17 protein-coding genes and 1 tRNA gene are annotated in these 25,480 nt (G+C 46.0%); 15 read left to right on the top strand and 3 right to left on the bottom strand.

The genetic code is table 11. The features are described from left to right. Positions 1 to 84: 84 nt before the first annotated feature. Complete coding sequence (locus CA267_RS11775; RefSeq protein WP_075607300.1) at positions 85 to 2,157, bottom strand: M13 family metallopeptidase; 2,073 nt, start codon at positions 2,155 to 2,157, stop codon at positions 85 to 87. Between the two features lie 421 nt (positions 2,158 to 2,578). Here CA267_RS11775 and CA267_RS11780 point away from each other — a divergent pair, with 421 nt between their 5' ends. From CA267_RS11780 to tuf, 14 genes are all read left to right on the top strand, one after another. Next, positions 2,579 to 4,420, top strand: a complete 1,842-nt coding sequence (locus tag CA267_RS11780) for an ABC transporter ATP-binding protein (RefSeq protein WP_075607299.1) — start codon at positions 2,579 to 2,581, stop codon at positions 4,418 to 4,420. A gap of 251 nt (positions 4,421 to 4,671) precedes the next feature. Continuing rightward, a tRNA-Trp gene (locus tag CA267_RS11785) sits at positions 4,672 to 4,748 on the top strand. Positions 4,749 to 4,808: 60 nt separating this feature from the next. Continuing rightward, entirely contained in the window at positions 4,809 to 5,186 is a 378-nt protein-coding gene (gene secE / locus CA267_RS11790; RefSeq protein ID WP_075607298.1) for a preprotein translocase subunit SecE, read from the top strand. Positions 5,187 to 5,189: 3 nt separating this feature from the next. Beyond that, on the top strand, positions 5,190 to 5,735 hold the full coding sequence (nusG, locus tag CA267_RS11795; RefSeq protein WP_075607297.1) for a transcription termination/antitermination protein NusG: 546 nt from the start codon (positions 5,190 to 5,192) through the stop codon (positions 5,733 to 5,735). 267 nt (positions 5,736 to 6,002) lie between these two features. Next, complete coding sequence (gene rplK / locus CA267_RS11800; RefSeq protein ID WP_075607296.1) at positions 6,003 to 6,431, top strand: 50S ribosomal protein L11; 429 nt, start codon at positions 6,003 to 6,005, stop codon at positions 6,429 to 6,431. 4 nt (positions 6,432 to 6,435) lie between these two features. Beyond that, entirely contained in the window at positions 6,436 to 7,131 is a 696-nt protein-coding gene (gene rplA, locus CA267_RS11805) for a 50S ribosomal protein L1 (protein ID WP_075607295.1), read from the top strand. A gap of 311 nt (positions 7,132 to 7,442) precedes the next feature. Then, the gene (gene rplJ, locus CA267_RS11810) at positions 7,443 to 7,961 is read left to right on the top strand and encodes a 50S ribosomal protein L10 (RefSeq protein WP_075609873.1); all 519 of its coding nucleotides are present in this window, start codon (positions 7,443 to 7,445) and stop codon (positions 7,959 to 7,961) included. Between the two features lie 56 nt (positions 7,962 to 8,017). Then, positions 8,018 to 8,395, top strand: coding sequence for a 50S ribosomal protein L7/L12 (gene rplL / locus CA267_RS11815; protein WP_075607294.1), 378 nt, complete (start codon positions 8,018 to 8,020; stop codon positions 8,393 to 8,395). Positions 8,396 to 8,677: 282 nt separating this feature from the next. Continuing rightward, positions 8,678 to 12,706, top strand: coding sequence for a DNA-directed RNA polymerase subunit beta (rpoB, locus tag CA267_RS11820; protein ID WP_075609872.1), 4,029 nt, complete (start codon positions 8,678 to 8,680; stop codon positions 12,704 to 12,706). Between the two features lie 81 nt (positions 12,707 to 12,787). Further along, the gene (gene rpoC / locus CA267_RS11825; RefSeq protein WP_075607293.1) at positions 12,788 to 16,966 is read left to right on the top strand and encodes a DNA-directed RNA polymerase subunit beta'; all 4,179 of its coding nucleotides are present in this window, start codon (positions 12,788 to 12,790) and stop codon (positions 16,964 to 16,966) included. 296 nt (positions 16,967 to 17,262) lie between these two features. Beyond that, positions 17,263 to 17,637: a 30S ribosomal protein S12 gene (gene rpsL / locus CA267_RS11830; RefSeq protein WP_032097755.1), complete on the top strand. Its 375-nt coding sequence runs from the start codon at positions 17,263 to 17,265 to the stop codon at positions 17,635 to 17,637. Between the two features lie 73 nt (positions 17,638 to 17,710). Beyond that, positions 17,711 to 18,181, top strand: a complete 471-nt coding sequence (rpsG, locus tag CA267_RS11835; protein ID WP_075607292.1) for a 30S ribosomal protein S7 — start codon at positions 17,711 to 17,713, stop codon at positions 18,179 to 18,181. A gap of 37 nt (positions 18,182 to 18,218) precedes the next feature. Then, positions 18,219 to 20,321, top strand: coding sequence for an elongation factor G (gene fusA / locus CA267_RS11840; protein WP_075607291.1), 2,103 nt, complete (start codon positions 18,219 to 18,221; stop codon positions 20,319 to 20,321). A gap of 63 nt (positions 20,322 to 20,384) precedes the next feature. Further along, a complete protein-coding gene (tuf, locus tag CA267_RS11845) occupies positions 20,385 to 21,569 on the top strand; it encodes an elongation factor Tu (RefSeq protein WP_075610371.1) in 1,185 nt (394 codons plus the stop codon). Between the two features lie 702 nt (positions 21,570 to 22,271). Here tuf and CA267_RS11850 read toward each other — a convergent pair. Together CA267_RS11850 and CA267_RS11855 are read right to left on the bottom strand one after the other, a co-directional pair. After that, entirely contained in the window at positions 22,272 to 22,550 is a 279-nt protein-coding gene (locus tag CA267_RS11850; protein ID WP_075607168.1) for a hypothetical protein, read from the bottom strand. Positions 22,551 to 22,976: 426 nt separating this feature from the next. Further along, a complete protein-coding gene (locus CA267_RS11855; RefSeq protein ID WP_075607169.1) occupies positions 22,977 to 23,279 on the bottom strand; it encodes a rhamnogalacturonan endolyase family protein in 303 nt (100 codons plus the stop codon). 370 nt (positions 23,280 to 23,649) lie between these two features. Here CA267_RS11855 and CA267_RS11860 point away from each other — a divergent pair, with 370 nt between their 5' ends. Further along, the gene (locus CA267_RS11860; RefSeq protein ID WP_075607170.1) at positions 23,650 to 25,326 is read left to right on the top strand and encodes a carbon starvation CstA family protein; all 1,677 of its coding nucleotides are present in this window, start codon (positions 23,650 to 23,652) and stop codon (positions 25,324 to 25,326) included. Positions 25,327 to 25,480: the final 154 nt, after the last annotated feature.

Below are 25,480 nucleotides of genomic sequence, written 5' to 3' on the forward strand. Positions count from 1 at the left end.
TGAAACTTTTTTTCCGTTCTGAATGTTATCTGCTACTTAGTTCCACAGCCCCCTGCACGTGCAGAGGGTTGCGGATTATCTACACTACCAGATTTTTACCCGATCTTCTGGCGGAAGATAGAGTTTATCTTCGGGTTTAACCTCGAACGCTTGGTAAAATTCCGGCACGTTGCGCACAGCGCCATTGGCGCGGAAATGGGAAGGAGAATGAGGGTTGGTCTGCACCAAGGTGCGCAGTGACTCATCCCGATATTTATTCGCCCACACCTGGCCAAAACCAATAAATACGCGCTGGTCCCCCGTAAAGCCATCCATGACCGGAGAATCTTTGCCTTCTAGTGACATGTGGTAAGCCTTCAGGGCAATGCTGATCCCGCCAAGATCACCAATATTTTCGCCCAGGGTGTATTCGCCGTTCACAAATAGCTCGGGCAGCGCTTCAAATTCATCATATTGCTTAACTAGTTTACCGGTTCTTGCTTCAAACTCTTTTTTATCCGCTTCTGTCCACCAGTTACGCAACATGCCATCACCATCAAAGGTAGCGCCAGAGTCGTCAAAACCATGACCAATTTCATGTCCAATTACCGCACCAATACCGCCATAGTTGACGGCATCCTCAGCTTCCATGTCAAAAAATGGCGGTTGCAGTATTGCCGCAGGGAAGACAATTTCGTTATGCGCAGGACTATAATAAGCATTCACTGTTTGTGGCGTCATACCCCACTCATGATCCCAAACTGGACCCCCTTGCTTTTTCAACATTTCCTCATACGCTACATCGGCAGAGCGTTTCATGTTGCCGAACAAATCATCATCATCCACTGTCATTGCGGTATAGTCTTTCCACTCATCGGGATAACCGATTTTCACCGTAAATTTTGACAGCTTATCTAATGCCTGAGCCCGTGTTTCATCGGTCATCCAGTCCAGGTCTTCGATGCTGTCTTTATAGGCGAGGAGAAGGTTATTTACCATTTCCAACATTCGAGCTTTGGCTTCAGGCGGAAAATGCTTTTTCACATACACTTTGCCAATTATCTCGCCAACATGATCATTAAGCAGGCTAACAGCGCGGCGCCACTGCGGCTTCTGTTCTTTTACCCCTTGCAACACTTTGCTGTAAAACTCAAAGTTCGCTTCATCGAGTTCGGAAGTCAGGCGAGTGGCAGTTGCATTCAGCAGGTTCCATTTAAGAAACAGCTTCCATTTCTCAAGAGGCATTTCTGTGATCAAGCCGTCCAGTTGCTTAAGATAGTCGGTTTGCATCAACACCAAGCCGTCAAGATCTGTCAGCTCTGCTTGTGCCATAAAAGCAGACCAATCAAAGTCCGGCATAATGGTATCAAGTTCATCAAGCGGTACATTGTTATAATTTGACGCCCAATCGCGCGTATCTTCTTTTTTCATATGAAGCTTGGCGATATCGGTTTCTAACGTCATTAACGTATTGGCACTTTCCTGAGGCTTTTCGAAACCGGCTAAAGTAAACATTTTTTCTATATGCTTAAGATAGGCGTCGCGAATCTCTTGGGAGGTCTTACCATCTTTAAAGTAGTATTCTTTGTCAGGTAAACCCAATCCCGATTGCCAGGCAAAAATCATATAGGTTTCAGGAGACTTAAAATCGGCATATTGTCCGATTTGAATGGGCGAGCCAAAACCGTAACGATTGGCATAAGCAAAATAAGAGGCAAGTTCTGAATAATCCGCAATGGCATCAATCATAGCAAGCTCAGACTTCAGCGGCGCAATACCTAAGGCATCACGTTTTTCCGTATCCATATACGACTGATAAAAATCCCCAACCTTCTGCTCATCGCTGCCATCTTTGAAATCGCCTTCTGCGGAAGATTTAACAATGGCCATGACATCGGCCTGGGCCTCGTCGTTAAGAATAACGAAGCCGCCGTAGCTAGACTTATCGGCAGGAATTTCTATTTTATCCATCCATCCGCCGTTTACGTAGCGGAAGAAATCGTCACCAGGACGAACCGACAAATCCATATTTTCTTTTATGATCCCAGATTTAAGCTGCTTTTGTTGCTGTTGAGTAATTGCTGATGTCTGCGATTCACTTTGTGTGTTTTCTGCTGTTTGGGGACTACAAGCCGTTAGCGCCAGAATTACGCTAATGCTAAGTAAAGATTTTTGCATACTGATTCCTGTGTATGTGCGTTTAGGCTACGCATCTTCGGGATAGAGGTGCCTGATTCAGGCAGGTCGTCTTTTTTTAATATCACGGGTTTGCCGCTAACAAAACTATTTATATAAAAAATACATAAGTTGTAACAACTTCCTCTTCTGCCGTGCAACAGGAGTTAGTGGTACGCCAGTTAGCTACGTTAACTTCCAAGGCGCGGCAATGCGGTGGCGCCCGTATGCATCTGGGTGATATCATTACGGCAGAGAAATGAAGTTAAAGCCTGACTACGAAAAGAGCAGGCGACGCCCGAAGATCTCGCCCCTTACCTCATTGGTAGTCAGCCAGAATACTCGTTGTCTATCTACGCCATCGGGTTCTAAACAAACCTGCTGTGGCACGCGGCTAACTGTTATTAAACGATGAGCAATAACTATGTTTTCATTTTTTGAACGGCTTACCAAGCCGTTTCCGCAAGAATTACCTACCCAGCCCCCCAAGGGCCTGGTGGCCTTTTGTCGTTATTACAGCCAGGGAATGTGGGGCATCATTGCGGTGGTGTCGCTGCTAAGTGCTGTGGTCGCTATTCTGGAAGTGGCGCTGTTTGGATTTTTGGGCCAAATGGTCGATTGGTTCTCCAATCACGACAGAGCAACGTTTCTCGCAGAAGAAAAATGGACGCTGCTGGGGATGGGGCTGGTGGTCGTGGTGCTTATTCCCGGTGCTATTTTTCTGCGCTCGCTATTTAATCGTCAGTCGCTAATGGGAAATTATCCTATGCGAATACGGTGGCAGGCTCACCGCTATTTACTAGGGCAAAGTTTAAGCTTCTTCCAAAATGAGTTTGCCGGTCGGGTGGCGACAAAGGTAATGCAAACGGCACTGTCGGTACGCGAGACGGTGATGAAAATGCTCGATTTAATGGTATACATCAGCGTGTACTTTATCTCGATGATAGTCCTGTTATTTAGCACAGACTGGCGGCTGGCGGTGCCGTTGCTTGTGTGGTTTGTCGTTTATATTCTGATTTTGCGGGTGCTGGTGCCAAAGTTAAAAAATGTGTCCCAGCGTCAGGCTGATGCTCGTTCCATGATGACGGGGCGTATTGTTGATAGCTATACCAACATTACCACGGTGAAGCTCTTCTCTCATAGCCAACGTGAAGCGGACTACGCAAAGGAAAGTATGGACGGCTTCTTGCGAACGGTTTACCCGCAAATGCGTCTGGTGACAATATTAGAAATATGCGTAGAAATGGCGAATGCGCTTTTAATATTCTCAGTGGGGGCATTATCCGTTTATCTTTGGTTGCACAATATTGTTTCGCCTGGCGATATCGCCGTGGCAATAAGCTTGTGCTTGCGCCTCAACGGTATGTCTCACTGGATTATGTGGGAAGTATCAGCATTATTTGAAAATCTTGGAACAGTACAAGATGGTATCAATACCTTGGCCCAGCCCGTGGAAGTGGAAGATCGAGACAAACCTGAAGCGCTGGAAGTTAAAGGCGGGAGAATTCATTTCGACGATGTCCGTTTTTCTTATATGGGGCACGATAATTTTCCCATCAATGTATTTAATAATTTAACTGTTGATATTCGACCGGGCGAAAAGGTTGGTCTGGTGGGCAGATCAGGGGCTGGAAAATCTACATTAGTTAACCTGCTCATGCGCTTTTACGATACCAACAGTGGTCACATTCGCATTGATGGTCAGGATATCCGCAGTGTGCCTCAGGAGCAGTTGCGTTCGATGATCAGTATGGTGACGCAAGATACGTCGCTCATGCACCGTTCAGTGAGAGACAACATTATTTACGGCCGGACCAATGCCTCTGAAGAAGAAATGATAGCGGCAGCGAAACAGGCCGAAGCCCATGATTTCATTTTGTCGTTGTCTGATAATGAGGGCCGCACCGGTTACGATGCTCACGTGGGAGAGCGGGGAGTTAAGCTATCAGGAGGGCAGCGCCAGCGAATTGCAATTGCAAGAGTACTGCTAAAAGATGCACCCATTTTAATCCTCGATGAAGCGACATCAGCATTGGATTCTGAAGTAGAGGCGGCGATTCAGGATTGTCTGAATTCGGTAATGGAAAAGAAAACTGTATTGGCAATTGCACACCGTCTTTCCACTATTGCACAAATGGATCGGCTACTAGTGTTGGATAAAGGAAACATTGTCGAGCAAGGAACCCACGCTGAGCTGGTATCAAAGAATGGCATATATGCTAAGCTGTGGGCGCACCAAACAGGTGGCTTTATTGGCGTGGAATGAAAAGTGTAAAAGCATGTAGTAAGGGATGAAAAGAGGCAGATGCTAACATTTTTCATTGTCGGAAGAAGAGCGTTTTGTTGAACGGTTGGCGCCAACAGCGTTCCTCGTGAGGGCATAAAGACAAAGCGCTTGTATCTGCTTGACGGATGAGTATAATACGCCTCCCTCCCTTGCTATTCCGCACTTTCCTCAAGAAAAGCCGCTAATTTGCTAAGGGTGGTGTAGATGAAATTTGTCAGTTTTGACACCTCAGGGGTGTAGTTCGAATTGGTAGAACAGCGGTCTCCAAAACCGATGGTTGGGGGTTCGAGTCCCTCCACCCCTGCCAGATATTACTCTACGGTTGTGTGCGTAGGGATAAACGACGCAGTATTGCTAGGATCGTGACATGAGCGAAAAGACAGAAAGTTCGTCCAACCCGTTGGACATGTTTAAGTGGCTGGTAGTGATAGCCTTATTGGCAGGACTGATTACTGCTAATCATATGTTCGGCGAAATCTCTGTGCTTTACCGCGCACTGGTAGCTGTAGCGGTGGTCGTCATCGCCGGTCTTATTGCCGCGACAACGACTAAAGGTAGCGCTTTTCTGAGTTTTGCCAAAGAATCCCGTATGGAAGTGCGCAAGGTTATCTGGCCATCACGTCAGGAAACCAACCAAACTACATTAATTGTTATGGCCGCTACTTTGGTTATGGCACTCATTCTTTGGGGTCTGGACGGAATTATTGTTCGCCTGGTAAGTTTTATCACTGGAATAGGAGCATAACGTATGTCTGAAGAAATTAAGAAAAGATGGTATATCGTTCAGGCTTATTCTCAGTATGAGTCACGTGTCAAAAAGACCTTGCTTGAATACATCAAGATGCACAACATGGAAGAACACTTTGGTCAGGTATTGGTACCTACAGAAGAAGTGGTCGAAATGCGAGCGGGGCAGAAACGCAAATCCGAGCGAAAGTTTTTTCCAGGCTATGTATTAGTCGAAATGGCGATGAATGAAGATTCATGGCACTTGGTTAAAAGCGTTCCGCGTGTGCTTGGCTTCATTGGTGGCACCTCTGATCGCCCCATGCCGATTTCTCAGAAGGAAGCAGATGCTATCCTTAATCGTCTGGAAGAGTCGGTCGATAAGCCGAAGCCAAAAACGTTGTTCGAACCAGGCGAAGTTATTCGTGTTACCGATGGTCCTTTTGCCGATTTCAACGGTGTTGTAGAAGAAGTAGATTACGAAAAGAGCCGTGTAAAAGTCTCGGTTCTGATTTTTGGCCGCTCTACGCCGGTAGATCTGGAGTTTGGACAGGTCGAAAAAGGGTAGTTTCTTTACCAGCATGTCGAGTGCTGACGTACCGTGTTCCACAAAGAAGCGGCCTCCAAGTCGCTTTTTTTTTGCGTTAAACTAAGCCTTCATGCCTTCAGAGAATAAATCGTTATCTGCGATAAATAAGAACAAACTTCTACCAAAGGGTTGCCCTAAACGATTATTTGTTGTACATTACGCGCCCTTTTAAATGGAACGGGAAGCCGTTAGAGCAAATATTCTCAGTATTTGCGAGGCGTTAGACCCACAACAGAGAGCATTAAAATGGCTAAAAAAGTAAGTGGCTTAATAAAGCTTCAGGTTGCAGCTGGTGCTGCAAACCCTAGTCCTCCGGTTGGTCCAGCATTGGGTCAGCATGGTGTGAATATCATGGAATTCTGTAAGGCTTTCAATGCAAGAACTGAAAGTCTTGAAAAAGGCGCTCCAGTACCAGTTGAAATTACTGTTTACGAAGATCGCTCTTTCACATTCGAAACAAAAACTCCACCTGCTTCTTATTTGCTGAAAAAAGCAGCCGGTATCAAGAGTGGTTCAGGCCGTCCTAACACTGATAAAGTGGGTACTGTTACCCGTGCTCAATTGGAAGAAATTGCCAAGACTAAAGAGCCGGATCTGACTGCAGCTGATCTTGACGCTGCTGTTCGTACAATTGCGGGTTCTGCTCGCAGCATGGGCTTGAACGTAGAGGGTTAATCGAATGGCTAAACTGACTAAACGTATGCGTACTATTCGCGAAAAAGTTGACGCGACTAAAGAGTACGAAATTTCTGAAGCGGTTGCGCTTTTAAAAGAATTAGCTACCGCTAAGTTCGCTGAAAGCGTAGACGTTGCTATCAATCTAGGTATTGATGCTAAAAAATCTGACCAAAACGTACGTGGTGCAACTGTACTGCCTAACGGTACTGGTAAAGACGTTCGTGTAGCTGTGTTCACTCAAGGTGCGAATGCAGAAGCAGCGAAAGCAGCCGGTGCTGACATCGTCGGTATGGAAGACTTAGCTGAGCAAGTTAAGAAAGGCGAAATGAACTTTGACGTAGTTGTTGCCAGCCCTGACGCAATGCGTGTGGTTGGTCAATTAGGTCAGATTTTAGGTCCTCGTGGTCTTATGCCTAACCCTAAAACCGGTACTGTTACGCCTGACGTAGCTACTGCGGTTAAAAATGCTAAAGCCGGTCAGGTGAGATACCGTAACGATAAGAACGGTATCATTCACGCCAGCATTGGTAAGATTGCTTTCGAAGCAGACAAAATTAAAGAAAATCTGGAATCTTTGCTGGAAGCGTTGAAGAAAGCTAAGCCTTCTTCAGCAAAAGGCACTTATATCAAGAAAGTCAGCCTGAGCACTACAATGGGTGCTGGTGTTGCTCTTGATAAAGCAAGTGTTGGCCAGTAAGGCTTTTTAAGTCAGTAAAAATACTGATTTTCTCTTAAAGGTTATGGGTTGGAGCTGTAAACAGTATTTGCTGATTATCAGCTCCCGTCCAAGACCGCAGGTGCGATACAGTAAAAGAAGTAAGAGACCTTTTACATTCAATGTATTGCTTAATAAGACAACCTGCGCAGACGGTGCTTTCGACTCAGACTCTCTGGGGTAACGAACACCGTAGAGCGGTACGACCAGTATGATGCTGGCTGTATCAATCTGTGAACCCTGATGGAATTACTGTCATTGGTAATGAAATCAGATACAAAGAGGTGAACTCAGTGGCACTAGGTTTAGCAGCTAAAAAAGAGATCGTAGCAGAAGTTTCTGACGTTGCGTCTCGCGCTCTATCCATTGCCGTCGCTGAATACCGTGGGATGGAAGTTGCAGAACTGACTGACCTGCGTATAAAAGCTCGTGAGCAAGGCGTTTACCTAAAGGTAATACGTAACACTCTGGCTAAACGCGCATTGGCAGACAGCAAATTTGCAGACTTGGATAGTGCCTTAACTGGTCCGCTTATCTACGGCTTTTCTATTGATGCACCGGGTGGTGCAGCACGTCTTTTTAAAGACTATGGAAAGCAGAACAATAAGCTAAAGGTAACAGCGCTTTCAATAGGTAGCGGCTTGCTGGGTCCAGAAAAACTGGATGCGGTTGCCTCACTTCCGACTCGCGACGAAGCCCTTGCAAGACTACTTGCAACCTTCAAAGCACCGGTTGGCAAATTCGTTCAAACTATCAACGAAGTGCCTTCCAAATTTGTGCGCGTATTGGCGGCGATCAAAGACACCAAATAATTGGCGTTTTTGGCATTTTGATTTTTTTAATATTTTAACCCCGGGAGTTTAGAGAAATGGCTCTATCCAAAGAAGATATCTTGAACGCGATCGCTGAAATGCCAGTTATGGAACTGGTTGAGCTGATCGAAGCTGCTGAAGAAAAATTCAATGTTTCTGCTGCCGCTGCTGTTGCAGTTGCAGGCCCAGCTGCTGGCGGCGAAGCTGCTGCAGTTGAAGAACAAACTGAATTTGACGTTGTAATGACTTCTTTCGGCGCTAACAAAGTTGCAGTTATCAAAGCAGTACGTGCTGCTACAGGTCTTGGCTTGAAAGAAGCCAAAGAACTGGTTGAATCTGCACCTAAAGCTATCAAAGAAGGCGTAGCTAAAGAAGAAGCTGAAGCACTGAAGAAAGAGCTTGAAGAAGCTGGTGCAGCAGTTGAAGTTAAGTAATCTAGTTTGATTAGATTACCTGCCTGAAACGGCAAGGCTGGTGGTTAATATTAACCACCAGCCTTTTTGCGCTGTAGGGAATACAGTTTCTAGCCCTTTACTGTAAGTCGTCAGGCGCAATTCGGGTCACCATTAAAAAGCAGAAAAGCAACAAGTTAACTAATAATTGGTTAAATTTTGTTGTATGCTGGTGAACTTGCCCGAAAAAAGGGTCGCGGAAGTTTGTTGTCTGGATTTTTTCGGACAGCAGGTTGGGTCATAAATCAGCAGGCTGAGGAACCCATGGTTTACTCTTATAGCGAAAAGAAACGTATCCGTAAGGATTTTGGCAAACGCCCACAGGTACTGGAAATTCCATACCTCCTTTCAATTCAGCTAGATTCTTTCAAAAAATTTATTGAGATCGATGCCGATGGTCAATATGGTTTGGAAGCAGCATTTCGTTCCGTATTTCCGATTAAAAGTTACTCAGGCAACTCAGAGCTTCAATACGTAAGCTACCGTCTGGGTGAGCCCGTTTTTGACGTCAAAGAGTGTCAAATCCGTGGCGTCACTTATTCTGCTCCGTTAAGAGTAAAGCTGCGTTTAGTCTTATTCGATAAAGAAGCCGCCCCAGGTACCGTAAAAGATATAAAAGAACAAGAAGTGTACATGGGTGAAATACCATTGATGACCGAGAACGGAACGTTCGTCATTAATGGTACAGAGCGCGTTATCGTGTCACAGTTGCACCGTTCACCTGGTGTATTCTACGATCACGATAAAGGTAAAACGCACTCATCGGGTAAGGTGTTGTACAACGCGCGGGTCATTCCCTACCGTGGTTCTTGGTTAGACTTTGAGTTTGATCCAAAAGATAACCTGTTTGTACGTATTGACCGTCGTCGTAAGCTGCCCGCTACTATTATTTTGCGTGCGCTGGAAATGACTACCGAAGAAGTTCTTGATGTCTTCTTTGAGAAAGTTCAAGTGCGTATTGCTGATGATCGACTGATGATGGAAATCGTTCCCGATCGTCTACGTGGTGAAACTGCCCAGTTTGAGATTTTAGATGGCGAAGGCAACGTGCTGGTAGAAACCGGCCGTCGTATTTCTGCGCGTCATACTCGCGCATTGGAAAAAGCCAATATCACTGAATTGGAAGTTCCAGCTGAATATCTCATTGGCCGTGTGTTCGCGCGCTCCTATGTGAACGAAGAAACCGGCGAAGTCATTGTTAATGCTAATGACGAACTCACTCTCGAAATGTTAGCTGAACTAAGTAAAGCAGGCATTAAAGAGTTTGAGACGTTATATATTAACGAACTGGATCACGGTTCCTATATATCCGATACCTTACGTATTGATAGCAGCTCAAATCGTCTGGAAGCGCTGGTAGAAATCTACCGTATGATGCGCCCTGGCGAGCCACCGACTAAAGACGCAGCGGAAACGTTGTTTGAAAACCTTTTCTTTGCTGAAGAGCGTTACGATCTGTCTTCTGTTGGACGTATGAAGTTCAACCGCCGTCTTGGCCGTGAAGAGTTGACAGGTTCAGGTACACTGAGTAAAGAAGATATCATCGCTGTAATGAAGCGTTTGATTCTTATCCGTGATGGTAAGGATGAAGTGGATGATATCGATCACTTAGGTAACCGTCGTATCCGTTCTGTGGGTGAAATGGCAGAAAATCAGTTCCGTGTAGGACTGGTACGTGTTGAGCGTGCAGTAAAAGAGCGTTTGAGTCTCGGTGATCTAGACAATATCATGCCGCAGGATCTGATTAACGCTAAGCCGATTTCCGCTGCTGTTAAAGAGTTCTTTGGCTCTTCACAGTTGTCACAGTTTATGGACCAGAACAACCCTTTGTCAGAAGTGACGCACAAACGTCGTATTTCTGCTTTAGGTCCAGGCGGTCTGACTCGTGAACGCGCAGGTTTTGAAGTCCGGGACGTACATCCGACTCACTATGGTCGCTTATGTCCTATTGAAACACCTGAAGGTCCAAACATTGGTTTGATCAACTCGTTAGCGAGTTTCGCTCGTACCAATGATTTCGGTTTCCTTGAAACGCCGTTCCGTCGCATTGTCGATGGTGTAGTTACCGACGAAATCGACTATCTTTCGGCAATTGAAGAAGGCCAGTTCGTTATCGCCCAGGCAAATATTGCTTTGGACGAAAACGGTGCGTTAGTTGACGACTTGATACCTTCGCGTCACCGTGGCGAGACCACGCTAATGCCTAAAGAAGATATCAAATATATGGATGTGTCGCCTCAGCAAATCGTTTCGATTGCTGCGAGCATCATTCCATTCCTTGAGCACGATGATGCTAACCGGGCTCTGATGGGCTCGAACATGCAACGTCAGGCGGTTCCTACGTTACGTGCTGACAAACCACTCGTTGGAACAGGCATGGAGAAAACCGTCGCGGTTGACTCTGGTGTTACTGTTGTTGCAAAACGTGGTGGTACGGTTGATTACGTTGACGCCAGCCGAATCGTTATCAAGGTTGATGAAGATGAAATGCTGCCTGGTGAAGCCGGTATCGATATTTATAACCTGACCAAATACACGCGTTCAAACCAGAACACTTGTATTAATCAGCGTCCTACTTGTAACGTTGGCGATCCAATCGTTGCGGGTGATGTGTTGGCAGACGGACCATCCACTGATTTAGGCGAATTAGCGCTAGGTCAGAACATGCGTATCGCGTTCATGCCTTGGAATGGTTATAACTTCGAAGACTCGATTCTGATTTCAGAACGTGTTGTTCAAGAAGACCGCTTTACTACCATTCATATCCAGGAACTGAGCTGTATTGCTCGTGACACTAAGTTAGGTCCAGAAGAAATCAGTTCTGATATTCCTAATGTCGGTGAATCGGCACTTAGCAAACTGGATGAATCTGGTGTTGTTTATATTGGCGCAGAAGTAAAAGGCGGCGATATTCTCGTAGGTAAAGTGACACCTAAAGGTGAAACCCAGCTTACGCCAGAAGAAAAACTGTTAAGAGCCATATTTGGTGAAAAAGCGTCAGACGTAAAAGATACGTCTTTACGTGTACCAAATAGTGTTCACGGTACTGTTATCGACGTTCAGGTCTTCACTCGTGATGGCGTTGAGAAAGATAAACGTGCACTTGAAATCGAAGATATGCAACTTCGTCAGGTTAAGAAAGATTTGTCTGATGAGTTTAGCATTCTTGCCGATGGTACTTTCTCTCGCGCTCGTAACGTATTGTTGCGTGCCGGTGTTGAAGAAGCCAAATTAGACAGTACACCGCGCGAAAAATGGTTTGAATTGACGTTGAAAGATGAAGACGTACAAAACGAACTGGATCAAATCGCCGAGCAGTACACGGAAATTAAAGAAGCCTTCGATAAAAAATTCGAAGTCAAGCGTCGTAAAATTACTCAAGGTGATGATCTGGCTCCAGGTGTCCTTAAAATTGTTAAGGTTTATCTGGCAGTTAAACGTCATATCCAGCCGGGTGATAAAATGGCCGGTCGTCACGGGAACAAAGGTGTTATTTCCACCATTCAGCCCGTTGAAGATATGCCGTACGACGAAAACGGCACACCAGTCGATATCGTACTGAATCCCTTGGGTGTACCTTCGCGGATGAACATCGGTCAGATCCTTGAAACTCACCTGGGCATGGCTGCTCACGGACTCGGTGTCAAGATTGATCGCATGATCAAAGAGCAGGAAGAAATGGCGAAACTTCGCAGCTTCCTTCAAGAAGTCTACACCTTGGGGGAGAACCATCAGGAAGTGGATCTGGATACCTTTACAGACGATGAGGTCAAACGTCTGGCAGAAAACCTGCGCAAAGGTGTTCCGGTGGCAACTCCTGTATTTGACGGTGCCCGTGAAGAAGAAATTAAAGCGATGTTGAAACTGGCTGATTTACCGGAAAGCGGTCAAATCACCTTGTTCGACGGTCGAACAGGCCGTGCTTTTGAACGTCCGGTTACAGTTGGCTATATGTATATGCTAAAACTGAACCACTTGGTAGACGACAAAATGCATGCTCGTTCTACAGGTTCATATAGTCTGGTTACTCAGCAGCCTCTGGGCGGTAAAGCTCAGTTTGGTGGTCAACGCTTCGGTGAGATGGAAGTGTGGGCACTGGAAGCATACGGCGCTGCGTATACACTGCAGGAAATGCTGACAGTGAAATCAGATGACGTGAACGGCCGTACGAAGATGTATAAAAACATCGTTGATGGCGATCACAGAATGGAACCTGGGATGCCAGAGTCCTTCAACGTATTACTTAAAGAAATTCGCTCGTTGGGTATCAACATCGAGTTGGAAGAAAAGTAAAACGCGTTTATTGCCATATATTGATATAGATGACCCGGCGTCATGCCGGGTTCTAGAGACTGACTCCGCTGGGAGAGTAATGTGAAAGACTTATTAAAGTTTCTAAAGCAACAAAACAAGACTGAAGAGTTCGATAACATTCGAATTGGTCTTGCTTCACCAGACATGATTCGTTCGTGGTCTTTTGGTGAGGTGAAAAAGCCAGAAACAATTAACTACCGTACCTTCAAGCCAGAGCGTGATGGGTTATTCTGTGCGCGTATCTTCGGCCCGGTGAAAGACTACGAGTGCTTGTGCGGTAAGTACAAGCGCTTGAAGCACCGTGGTGTAATCTGTGAGAAGTGCGGCGTTGAAGTAACGCTGACGAAAGTTCGTCGTGAGCGTATGGGTCACATTGAGCTGGCAAGTCCAGTAGCACATATCTGGTTCCTTAAATCATTGCCATCTCGCATTGGTTTGATGCTGGATATGACACTGCGCGATATCGAACGGGTATTATATTTCGAGTCGTTTGTAGTTACAGAGCCAGGAATGACCACGCTTGAGCGTAGCCAGTTATTGACTGAAGAAGAATATCTGGATGCGTTGGAAGAAAACGGTGATGAGTTTGAAGCAAAAATGGGTGCTGAAGCAGTTTTTGACTTGCTGAAAGCCCTTGATGTAGAAGCTGATGTCGCTGCTATGCGCGAAGAGTTACCGTCTATAAACTCTGAGACTAAGCGTAAGAAAATTACCAAGCGTTTGAAGTTGCTGGAATCATTCCAACAATCTGGTAACAAGCCAGAATGGATGATCTTAACAGTGCTGCCTGTGTTACCACCAGACTTACGTCCATTGGTACCACTTGATGGCGGCCGTTTTGCGACTTCAGATCTTAACGATTTGTACCGTCGGGTTATCAACCGTAACAACCGACTGAAACGTCTTCTGGATTTGGCAGCGCCTGATATTATCGTGCGTAACGAAAAACGTATGCTACAGGAAGCAGTAGACGCATTATTAGACAACGGTCGTCGTGGCCGTGCCATTACAGGCTCTAACAAGCGCCCGCTTAAATCTTTGGCCGATATGATCAAAGGTAAGCAAGGACGATTCCGTCAGAACCTGCTTGGTAAGCGTGTTGATTACTCCGGCCGTTCGGTTATTACTGTTGGTCCTACATTGCGTTTACACCAATGCGGTTTGCCGAAGAAAATGGCGCTTGAGTTATTTAAGCCATTTATTTACGGCAAATTGGAAGGCCGTGGTCTTGCGACGACCATCAAAGCAGCTAAAAAGTTAGTTGAACGTGAAGCACCGGAAGTATGGGACGTTCTGGACGAAGTTATTCGCGAACATCCGGTCTTACTGAACCGGGCACCGACTCTGCACAGATTGGGTATTCAGGCCTTCGAACCTACCCTAATCGAAGGTAAAGCGATTCAGTTACACCCATTGGTGTGTGCTGCGTATAACGCTGACTTCGACGGCGACCAGATGGCTGTTCACGTGCCATTGACTATTGAAGCACAGCTTGAAGCTCGTGCATTAATGATGTCAACGAACAACATTTTGTCACCAGCGAATGGTGAACCTATCATCGTACCTTCACAGGACGTTGTTTTGGGCTTGTATTACCTGACGCGCGATAAAGTAAACGGTAAAGGTGAAGGGATGGTTTTTACCAGCCCGCACGAAGCTGAAAAAGCTTATCGTACTGATAACGCAGAACTGCATGCTCGCGTAAAAGTACGAATTGCTGAATATGATGTTGCAGAAGATGGCACTAAAACAGAACGGGTCACACTGACAGAAACTACAGTTGGTCGTGCAATCTTTTCTTTGATACTGCCTAAGGGTCTGCCGTTCTCCATCATTAACCAGGCGATGGGTAAGAAGCAGATCTCAAGACTGCTAAACGCCTGTTACCGTACGTTGGGTCTAAAAGACACTGTTATTGCGGCTGACCAAATCATGTATACCGGTTTTCACTATGCGATGATCGCAGGTGCATCAGTTGGTATTGACGACATGGTTATTCCTGAAGCGAAGAAAGAAATTATCGACGCAGCTGAAGCTGAAGTTATCGAAATTCAGGAACAGTTCCAAAGCGGTTTGGTTACAGCTGGTGAGCGTTATAATAAAGTTATTGATATCTGGTCAAATGCCAACGAAAAAGTTGCCAAGGCCATGATGGATAACTTGAAAACAGACATTGTTATTAATGCGAAAGGCGAAGAAGAAGAGCAGTCCTCATTTAACTCTGTTTATATGATGGCCGACTCCGGTGCTCGTGGTAGTGCTGCCCAGATTCGTCAGCTAGCAGGTATGCGAGGTCTGATGGCGAAACCAGATGGTTCGATTATCGAAACGCCAATTACCGCTAACTTCCGTGAAGGTCTAAACGTACTTCAGTACTTTATTTCTACTCACGGTGCGCGAAAAGGTTTGGCCGATACTGCATTGAAGACAGCTAACTCCGGCTATCTGACTCGTCGTCTGGTAGATGTTGCGCAGGATCTGGTTATCACTAACAGCGACTGTGGCACCTTTGAAGGTGTTAAAATGTCTCCGCTGATTGAAGGTGGCGATGTTGTAGAACCGTTGCGTGAGCGAGTGCTGGGTCGTGTGGTTGCAGAAGATGTACTGAAACCCGGTAGCACTGAAGTTCTGATTGCACGTAACGTTCTGCTGGACGAAGCATTGGTAGATGAGCTGGAAGCGAATTCTATTGATCAAATTATGGTTCGTTCAGTGATCACCTGTGACAACGACTTTGGTGTTTGTGCTAACTGTTATGGTCGTGACCTCGCTCGTGGACACATGGTTGCTAAAGGTGAGTCTGTGGGTGTTATCGCTGCACAGTCAATCGGTGAACCAGGTACACAGCTTACCATGCGTACGTTCCACATTGGTGGTGCGGCATCGCGGGCATCGGCAGAAAACAGCGTACAGGTTAAGACCTCAGGTAGCTTAAAACTGCATAATGCAAAGTTTGTTCGCAATGTAGATAACAAGGTTGTTATCGTATCGCGTTCAACTGAACTGACGATGATTGATAGCCATGGCCGTGAGAAAGAGCGCTACAAAGTGCCTTACGGCGCAATTCTATCTGTGGATGATGGTGCAGAAGTCAATGCTGGTGATATCGTTGCCAACTGGGATCCGCATAGTCACCCGATCATCACCGAACGTGCAGCGAAACTTAGCTTCTCTGATGTTGATGATTCCAATACAGAAATGCAGCAGGACGAATTGACTGGCTTAACCCGTATTGTGGTTAAAGACTTGTCTAAGGTTAATGCTAAAGAGCCTAAACTGATCCTAGAAAGCGAAGAGTTTGGCCTTCAGGAAATTCGTTTACCTAGCTACACCACCATCGAAGCTGCTGACGGTAAGCAGGTAAGCGAAGGTGATGTACTGGCACGTATTCCACAGGAAAGCTCGAAGACGCGGGATATCACCGGTGGTCTGCCACGTGTTGCTGACCTGTTCGAAGCGCGTAAGCCTAAAGAACCTGCAATATTGGCAGAGATTTCCGGTAGCATTGGCTTTGGTAAAGAAACCAAAGGTAAGAAGCGTCTGGTGATCACGCCTAAAGAAGGTGATGCTTACGAAGAGATGATTCCTAAATGGCGTCAGCTTAACGTGTTCGAAGGTGAGTACGTTGAAAAAGGTGAAGTTATTGCAGATGGTCCTGAATCTCCACACGATATTTTACGTCTGCGTGGGATCAGCGCAGTATCTAACTATATTGTGAATGAAGTACAGGAAGTTTACCGTCTACAAGGTGTAAAAATTAACGATAAGCACATCGAAGTGGTTATCCGCCAGATGTTGCGTAAGTGTTTGATCACCTATCCAGGCGACAGTCAGTTCCTTGAAGGGGAGCAGGTTGAAGTGTCTGCAGTGAAAATTGCAAACCGAGAGCTTGAGAAGGCTGGTAAATTGGGCGCAGGCTATGAAACTCAGTTATTGGGGATCACCAAAGCGTCGCTGTCTACAGAGTCGTTCATTTCAGCAGCCTCGTTCCAGGAAACAACACGGGTTCTTACCGAAGCCGCTGTACAGGGCAAAGAAGACGATTTACGCGGCTTGAAAGAGAACGTTATTGTTGGTCGTCTGATTCCTGCCGGTACTGGATTTGCGTATCATGAACGTCGTATGCAGAAGCGCCTTGAAGCGATTGAAGAAATGTCTGTATCTGCCGCCGAAGCAGAGCAGGCGCTTACCGAAGCACTGAACGCTGAAGTAAGTGGTGAGTCGTCTTCTGACGAGTAACCTCTTTAGCAGGTTGTAGCAACAACCTGCTAAAACTCAGCTGCGAGGATAAAGGAGAACCTGTTATTCAAGTGGTTATCCTTTGTACACCTTGACAGTGAGCGCTTTGATCATTAGAATTCCGCGACCCGATTTTTGGACAGTCTTAAAAGACAGCAAAACGAGGGCGCGGTTTTTTGTATTAAAGCAGTCTTAATTCTGACGAGCACAGAATTACGCGACAATACATAAAGTCGCAATGAATCGACCCGAACCATGGTATCGGGTTTTTGTAGTTTTTAATCAGGAGCTAGTTAATGGCAACAGTTAACCAGTTAGTGCGCAAGCCACGCAGAAAGCCCGTTGAGAAAAGCAACGTTGCTGCCCTGCAGGCGTGTCCGCAAAGACGTGGTGTATGTACTCGCGTATATACTACTACGCCAAAGAAACCAAACTCAGCACTACGTAAAGTATGTCGTGTTCGCTTAACTAACGGTTTTGAAGTTTCTTCATACATCGGTGGTGAAGGTCACAACCTGCAAGAGCACAGTGTTGTACTTATTCGTGGTGGTCGTGTTAAAGACTTACCAGGTGTTCGTTATCACACAGTTCGCGGTACTCTTGACTGCGCAGGTGTAAACGATCGTAGACAAGCCCGTTCTAAGTACGGTGCAAAGCGGCCTAAATCTTAACGGTTCTCCGTTAGTAAGGCCAAACTGAAGTATTAGAGTTTTGGGTTATCCCTGAATTCCACGGAGAATTAAGATGCCAAGAAGAAGAGTTGTAGGTCAACGTAAAATCCTACCAGAGCCAAAATTTGGTTCTACGCTGCTTGCAAAATTTATGAATGTCGTAATGCTCGACGGCAAGAAATCAGTTGCTGAAAAGATCGTTTACGGTGCGCTTGATATTGTTGCTGAAAAAACCGGCAAAGCACACATAGATGTATTTGAAGATGCACTGGACAACATTCGTCCTACTGTCGAGGTTAAATCTCGTCGTGTAGGTGGTTCCACTTATCAGGTTCCAGTAGAAGTTCGCCCGGTTCGTCGTAATGCTCTAGGTATGCGTTGGATGGTTGATGCGGCCCGTAAACGTGGCGAGAAATCCATGGCTCAACGCCTCGCAGCTGAAATGTTAGATGCAGCTGATAACAAAGGTTCTGCGGTTAAGAAGCGTGAAGACGTTCACCGTATGGCTGAAGCGAACAAAGCTTTCGCTCATTACCGCTGGTAATTTGTTGTCAATCAACGCTATAACCTGAGAGAGACGTATGCCTCGTAAGACCCCAATCGAACGTTATCGTAATATTGGTATTGTAGCGCACGTAGACGCGGGTAAAACCACGACTACGGAGCGAGTTCTATTTTACACAGGATTATCACACAAGATTGGTGAAGTTCATGATGGTGCGGCTACTATGGACTGGATGGAACAGGAGCAGGAGCGCGGAATTACTATTACTTCCGCGGCCACTACCTGTTTTTGGTCGGGTATGGAGCAGCAATTTGAACAACACCGTGTCAACATTATTGATACTCCGGGGCACGTAGACTTCACAATTGAAGTTGAGCGATCGCTACGGGTATTAGATGGTGCAGTGGTGGTATTTTGTGGGTCGAGCGGGGTTGAGCCTCAATCAGAAACAGTCTGGCGACAGGCTGATAAATATCACGTACCCCGCATGGTCTTTGTAAATAAAATGGACCGTGCGGGTGCGGATTTTGAACGCGTCATTGCGCAAATTCGCAAACGTTTAGGCGCAACCTGTATTCCGATTCAACTGAATATTGGTGCCGAAGAAGAATTCCGTGGTGTCATCGATTTAATTAAGATGAAGGCCATCGACTGGAATATGGAAGATATGGGTATGACATTTACCTATCAAGATATTCCGGCTGAATTACAAAGCAAAGCAGAAAAGTACCGAATCCAAATGGTTGAAGCGGCAGCAGAAGCTTCTGAAGCGTTGATGGAAAAATATCTCGAAGGAGAAGAACTCTCTGAAGAGGAAATTCGTCAGGGCCTGCGAATTCGTACGTTGAATAACGAAATTGTCTTGGCCACCTGTGGCAGCGCTTTTAAAAATAAAGGTGTACAGGCCGTGCTGGATGCTGTTGTTCAATTTTTGCCGTCTCCTGTTGACGTGCCAGCCATTGACGGTGTGTTGGACGATAAAGATGAGACACCTGCAGAACGTCACGCTGACGACAGCGAGCCGTTTTCTGCACTGGCATTTAAAATAGCCACAGACCCGTTCGTGGGTACACTTACATTTTTCCGTTGCTATTCGGGTGTGGTTAACACCGGAGACACTGTGTATAACCCGGTGAAAGGTAAACGCGAGCGCTTTGGTCGTATCGTGCAAATGCACTCTAAAGATCGTGAAGAAATTAAGGAAGTTCGTGCTGGAGATATTGCAGCAGCAATCGGACTGAAAGATGTGACCACGGGTGATACGTTATGCGATCCTAATCACATAATCACCCTTGAACGCATGGAATTTCCTGAACCGGTAATTTCCATAGCGGTAGAGCCGAAGTCTCAGGCTGATCAAGAAAAGATGGGCATTGCGTTATCTAAACTTGCCGCAGAAGATCCGTCTTTTAAAGTGAAAACCGACGATGAAACCGGTCAGACGATTATTTCAGGTATGGGTGAACTGCACCTGGATATCATTGTCGACCGTATGAAGCGGGAATTTAAAGTCGAATGTAAAGTAGGTAAGCCTCAGGTTGCCTATCGTGAGACTATCCGTAAGAAAGTTGAAGTTGAAGGTAAGTTTGTTCGTCAATCAGGTGGCCGAGGGCAATTTGGTCATGTCTGGTTACGTATCGAGCCACAGGAAGAAGGTGCAGGCTACGAATTCGTTAACGCGATAGTAGGTGGTGTGGTACCTAAGGAATTCATTCCTGCGGTTGATAAGGGAATTCAGGAGCAATTGCAAAATGGTGTGGTCGCTGGTTATCCGGTCCTTGATGTAAAAGTGACGTTGTTTGACGGCTCCTATCATGATGTTGACTCTTCTGAAATGGCGTTTAAGATCGCCGGTTCTATGGGATTCAAAAAGGGCGCCGCAGAAGCGAATCCGGTATTGCTTGAACCCATGATGAAAGTTGAAGTGACAACTCCGGAAGACTGGATGGGTGATGTGGTTGGAGATCTCAACCGTCGCCGTGGCATGATCGAAGGTATGGAAGAAGGCATAGCTGGCGTTAAAATCGTTCGAGCTAAAGTACCGCTTTCTGAAATGTTTGGATATGCTACTGACTTGCGTTCAGCTACGCAGGGCAGAGCCTCATATTCTATGGAGTTCTTCAATTATTCTGAAGCGCCTAGCAACGTTGCACGTGCAATTATTGAAGCTAGAATTTAAATCTAAATGAAGGTTCGGTCCGGTCTATATTGGATCGGACTTTTAACTTAGGAAACGAGAAAAATGGCAAAAGAAAAGTTTGAACGTAAAAAGCCCCATGTGAACGTGGGTACAATCGGCCACGTTGACCACGGTAAAACCACTCTGACTGCAGCAATCACTACTGTCCTTTCAAAGACTTATGGTGGTTCTGCACGCGCATTTGACCAAATCGATAACGCGCCTGAAGAAAAAGCCCGTGGTATCACAATTTCTACGTCACACGTAGAATATGATACTCCCACTCGTCACTATGCCCACGTTGACTGCCCTGGACACGCTGATTATGTTAAAAACATGATTACCGGTGCGGCACAGATGGATGGTGCTATTCTGGTGGTTGCTGCGACTGATGGTCCTATGCCACAGACACGTGAGCATATCTTGTTAGGTCGTCAGGTAGGTGTTCCTTTTATCATCGTATTCATGAACAAATGCGACATGGTAGATGATGAAGAACTGCTTGAGCTGGTAGAAATGGAAGTTCGCGAACTGCTAAGCGAATATGAATTCCCAGGCGACGACTTGCCAGTTATTCAGGGTTCTGCGTTAAAAGCACTGGAAGGTGAAGAGAAGTGGGAAGCCAAAATCATCGAATTAGGTGAAGCACTGGATTCTTATATTCCTGAGCCAGAGCGTGCAATCGACAAGCCGTTCATTTTGCCAATCGAAGACGTATTCTCAATTTCTGGCCGTGGTACTGTTGTAACCGGTCGTGTTGAGCAAGGTATTGTTAAAGTTGGTGAGACAGTAGAAATCGTCGGTATCCGCGAAACCCAAACTACTACCTGTACCGGCGTTGAAATGTTCCGTAAACTGCTTGACGAAGGTCGTGCCGGTGAAAACGTTGGTGTGTTGTTACGTGGTACTAAGCGTGATGACGTAGAGCGTGGACAGGTTCTTTGTAAGCCTGGCTCTATCAAGCCGCACACTAAGTTTGAAGCAGAAGTTTATGTTCTGTCTAAAGACGAAGGTGGCCGTCATACTCCATTCTTTAAAGGCTACCGTCCTCAGTTTTACTTCCGTACTACTGACGTAACCGGTGCTGTAGAATTGCCTGAAGGCGTAGAAATGGTAATGCCTGGTGACAACCTGAAGTTCGTTGTCGAACTGATTGCACCTATCGCGATGGACGAAGGTCTGCGCTTTGCAATCCGTGAAGGTGGTCGTACTGTAGGTGCTGGTGTTGTAGCGAAAATCGTTGAGTAATCAACTCGCTTAACTCAAGTATCGAAAAAAAAGGTCGCGTAAGCGGCCTTTTTTAATGTCAGAAGTTATTATCTTATTGAGCAAAGGAGAAGTTTTCGCTCATAAGCGCGAGCCCTCCACAATCCCCTTACCTTAATATACCTCATCGACCTGTAATACTAATTCGCATTGATGTGTGATCAGCTCAGACATAGAGGATCTCTCTAATCAAGGAACATTGGTGAAGGAATGCACCGGCCTTTCATACCATGTTATGCAGAGTAGATGGATTCCTCTACCTCCCTTTGGACGCTGCCGGCAAGGAGCGGCGTTTTCAGCTTTTGGGCTGCGCCAATAGTGTTCGATTTAGTCCCACTAAACCTTCATGAAACTGGCTTGTCAAAAGTTGAAAACTTCTCGCGCTGAGTGAGCACACATTAATGCGTAATAGCATGACACTGCTATTCGCTCCAGAGCAAGAGCATGAATGAATAAAAATTCAGCAGTCTCAAGGACTAAGCAAAATTTCTCATCCGAAATGCCGTAAAATTATCCCTGATGGCTCTGCTGGAGCATCCATGCTCCAGAAGTTCGGCTAAGAAGCCTTCACTTATCGCTTAAAAATCATTCGCGGTCTCTCCCTGCTATTCGCTCAGCGAAAAGACGTTACTTCCGCAGCCCTTATCAAAGGCTGCTGATCATCCAACCCGTCAGGAAGCGTTTCTAAGGAATACAGATTTCTCCTTCTGGCTCTGTATTTAATGTAGAGCCGTCTTCCAATGTGATTTTAAACATGAACCAGTACGTATTGTTGCTTTGCACAGTAGCATCGGAAAAGCTGTCGGAGTTGCTAACTCGCGGGCTTAGCCGGCCTCTGCCGCTGAGTTGATTTGCGGTATTACGATAAAACTGAATGCCCTGAATGGGAGGAAAGTTCTGCAGATCCCAGAATATGTTTACCACCCCGTCAGCAAATATGGTGGTAAGATTAGTGATCGGCAATACATAACTTACCCACGTGGGCTCGGGGCCAAAAGCATCACCTACAGCATCAACAAACTCAATCCAGTAATAGTAGCTCTCGCCCGGCTGTACAGAGGTATCTGTCCAGCTAGTATCGGCAATGCCAGGGCTGTCAATAAGCTGTCTAAGGTCGACGTAGGGGGTGAGTTCATTCGTCCGCGCGGACTGGCGAAAAATATTAATCTGTACGATATCAATGTAGTCAATTAGTCAGCTAAACGTCGCCGGGCCTTCATCGCTGTTAACTACCACATCGTCGCCCATCACATTACCGCGCCCACCGTTGGCCATTAACAAAGTTGTCACGAGTTTTATCGAGTGGGATTTGCAAGTAAGGTTGCTGTAGTGCGCTTACCTCAGCAGAGGTTTGGCGTTCACGCTGGCCTGATACTGTGCGGACTATATTTATCTTCCTTTTTCGCCCTCAGTGTCCGTGTAGAAGGTAGTGGAGTTAATGGGGTTACCATTTAAATTGCTCCCGTTTCGATAGACGTTGAAAGTGGTTTTAGGTGCATCATCAACCGAGGATCGGCAGCTCACTGGGTTGCCTTGTTCTGCAGGAACAACAATTAACCCTTGATCCAGTCGCTCCAGATCACGATTGCAACCAGTTAAAGCAATTACCGCGACAAAAGCCGCTCCCAAACGCGTTGATATGATATAAGCCCTACAACTGACGATGCTGAAAAAGAGAGAGTTTCCGTTCATCTATATGTCCTCTTTGACGGGTAGTATTGGCATTTTAGCTACGCGAGGCTGGCTCACGCGATGTGGTTTTAATGTAGCTTTTCCAATTTTCACTGCCACTAAAAACGTGCAATAAGTTCAGAACTGAACATTTATAATTTTTAATAATTGTTTTCAGCTACGGTGGAGACTTCTAAAAATCTACAGAGGGAAGCAGGAGGTCTTTAGCTAAAGCAAATTAAATATACAAAACCCTTCTATCATGGGCAGTCTGCACTATATTAATAACGATGCTATTAATAATGGTAAGTGGAGTTGGGTCGTCACTGTGTGGTCAGCTCAAGTTTGCATTAGCACCAATTGTCGCAACGTTCACAAAACAGGAATATTTATGCAGTCGGTAACCATTGTATTACTAGGTATAGTAGGGATGCTTTTGGGATGGTTTTTCTATTCCAAATTTATTGCCGCCAAAATCTTTAGTTTAAACGATAAATTCGTAACTCCAGCCCATGAACTGAATGATGGTACAGACTATGTACCCACTAACAAAATTGTTCTTTGGGGACACCACTTTACTTCAGTTGCCGGCGCAGCACCTATTGTCGGCCCAGCAATTGCGGTTTATTGGGGCTGGGTTCCTGCAGTGCTATGGGTTGTATTTGGTACCATCTTCTTCGCCGGCGTGCATGACATGGGCGCACTCTGGGCCAGTGCCCGGCACAAAGGTCAGTCAATGGGTGCGTTATCTGCAAGTGTCATTGGTAAGCGCTCTCGATCTTTGTTTATGGTAGTAATATTCCTTGTGTTGCTAATGGTTAATGCGGTGTTTGGTGTTGTCATTGCTAACTCTTTTGTGGCACAGCCTAACGCGGTATTTCCAGCATGGACAGCGATAGCGGTTGCGCTGGTGATCGGGCAGCTAATTAAGCGACAGTTTAGTCTCATTCCCATGTGTATTGTGGGAATAATAGTGCTTTACGCCTCGGTATACGCGGGGAGTTATATTCCTCTTAGCTTACCGGAGACGATGTTTGGGCTTACTGATAAAGCCAATTGGATCATTATTCTCTTTATTTATGCTGCGATTGCATCTTTATTACCTGTCTGGATGCTGTTGCAACCCAGGGACTTTATCAACGGCATGCAGCTATTGGTGGGGCTCTTTCTACTGTACGGCGCCGTGTTCTTCGCTATGCCGGACATCACGGCCCCTGCGTTTAATACCCAGACGGCGGTAGACACCCCGAGTCTTATTCCTTTGCTGTTCGTTACTATTGCCTGTGGCGCGGTATCGGGTTTTCACGGGATTGTCGCCTCGGGTACAAGTTCTAAGCAGCTAAACAAAGAAACTGACGCGCGTTTTGTTGGCTACCTCGGTGCAGTAGGTGAAGGTTGTTTGGCGCTGATAACTATTGTTGCGGTAAGTGGAGTCGCGCTGGCGGCGTCGCCTGAAGAATGGCACGAAGTTTACAGCCATCTTGGCGCCGGTAGCGTAAATGCATTTATTACCGGAGGCGCAAACCTTATTCAGGCCGGATGGGGATTACCCGTAGAATTTTCTTCTACCATACTTGCAGTGATGGTGGTGCTATTTGCTGGCACTACAATGGATTCGGGCGTCCGCTTGCAACGTTACATTATTCAGGAATGGGGCGAAATCTATAATCTTAATATTCTTAAGAGCGGCGTTATCGCTACGCTTGTAGCAGTCGCAACCTGTCTGCTATTGGCTTTCGGTGCCGGAGGGTCTTCCGGTGGCGGTGGTATGATAATTTGGCCGTTGTTCGGGTCCACTAATCAAATACTAGCCAGTATGACACTGTTAGTCATTTCCGTGATGCTGATTAAGATGAACCGCCCAGCCATCTACACGCTTATACCAATGACATTTGTACTGGTGATGGCGTTTTTTGCCGGTATCATTAAATTGAAAGAGTATTTTCTGGCAGAGAATTATCTTCTGGTTTTTCTGGATGCGGTGGTACTGATTGTCAGCGTAATGGTGATGTTAGAGGCTTGGTCTGTAATCTCACGCTTTAGACGTGAACAGAAGGCCAGTGTGTAATCCTACTGTTAGCTTGAATGATAAGCACTGCCCAAGATTGGCGGTGCTTACTGCCCTTGCTTAGTGATAATTGCTCACGGTAAAAGGCGGTGAATTTATAGAAAATCGTATCTACTCGAGAAGCGTTAGTAGACGCCTCTCTATTGAACCGCAA

Origin of the sequence: Alteromonas pelagimontana, from assembly GCF_002499975.2 — a bacterium.
Classification (GTDB): domain Bacteria; phylum Pseudomonadota; class Gammaproteobacteria; order Enterobacterales; family Alteromonadaceae; genus Alteromonas; species Alteromonas pelagimontana.

Excerpts from the sequence above, each read along its gene's own strand:
- rpoB (WP_075609872.1), top strand. The coding sequence starts at position 8,678 with ATGGTTTACTCTTATAGCGAAAAGAAACGTATCCGTAAGGATTTTGGC.
- nusG (WP_075607297.1), top strand. The coding sequence starts at position 5,190 with ATGTCTGAAGAAATTAAGAAAAGATGGTATATCGTTCAGGCTTATTCT.
- rpsG (WP_075607292.1), top strand. The coding sequence starts at position 17,711 with ATGCCAAGAAGAAGAGTTGTAGGTCAACGTAAAATCCTACCAGAGCCA.
- rpsL (WP_032097755.1), top strand. The coding sequence starts at position 17,263 with ATGGCAACAGTTAACCAGTTAGTGCGCAAGCCACGCAGAAAGCCCGTT.
- rplK (WP_075607296.1), top strand. The coding sequence starts at position 6,003 with ATGGCTAAAAAAGTAAGTGGCTTAATAAAGCTTCAGGTTGCAGCTGGT.
- fusA (WP_075607291.1), top strand. The coding sequence starts at position 18,219 with ATGCCTCGTAAGACCCCAATCGAACGTTATCGTAATATTGGTATTGTA.
- CA267_RS11855 (WP_075607169.1), bottom strand. The coding sequence starts at position 23,279 with ATGAACGGAAACTCTCTCTTTTTCAGCATCGTCAGTTGTAGGGCTTAT.
- tuf (WP_075610371.1), top strand. The coding sequence starts at position 20,385 with ATGGCAAAAGAAAAGTTTGAACGTAAAAAGCCCCATGTGAACGTGGGT.
- rplA (WP_075607295.1), top strand. The coding sequence starts at position 6,436 with ATGGCTAAACTGACTAAACGTATGCGTACTATTCGCGAAAAAGTTGAC.
- secE (WP_075607298.1), top strand. The coding sequence starts at position 4,809 with ATGAGCGAAAAGACAGAAAGTTCGTCCAACCCGTTGGACATGTTTAAG.
- rplL (WP_075607294.1), top strand. The coding sequence starts at position 8,018 with ATGGCTCTATCCAAAGAAGATATCTTGAACGCGATCGCTGAAATGCCA.
- CA267_RS11860 (WP_075607170.1), top strand. The coding sequence starts at position 23,650 with ATGCAGTCGGTAACCATTGTATTACTAGGTATAGTAGGGATGCTTTTG.
- CA267_RS11780 (WP_075607299.1), top strand. The coding sequence starts at position 2,579 with ATGTTTTCATTTTTTGAACGGCTTACCAAGCCGTTTCCGCAAGAATTA.
- CA267_RS11775 (WP_075607300.1), bottom strand. The coding sequence starts at position 2,157 with ATGCAAAAATCTTTACTTAGCATTAGCGTAATTCTGGCGCTAACGGCT.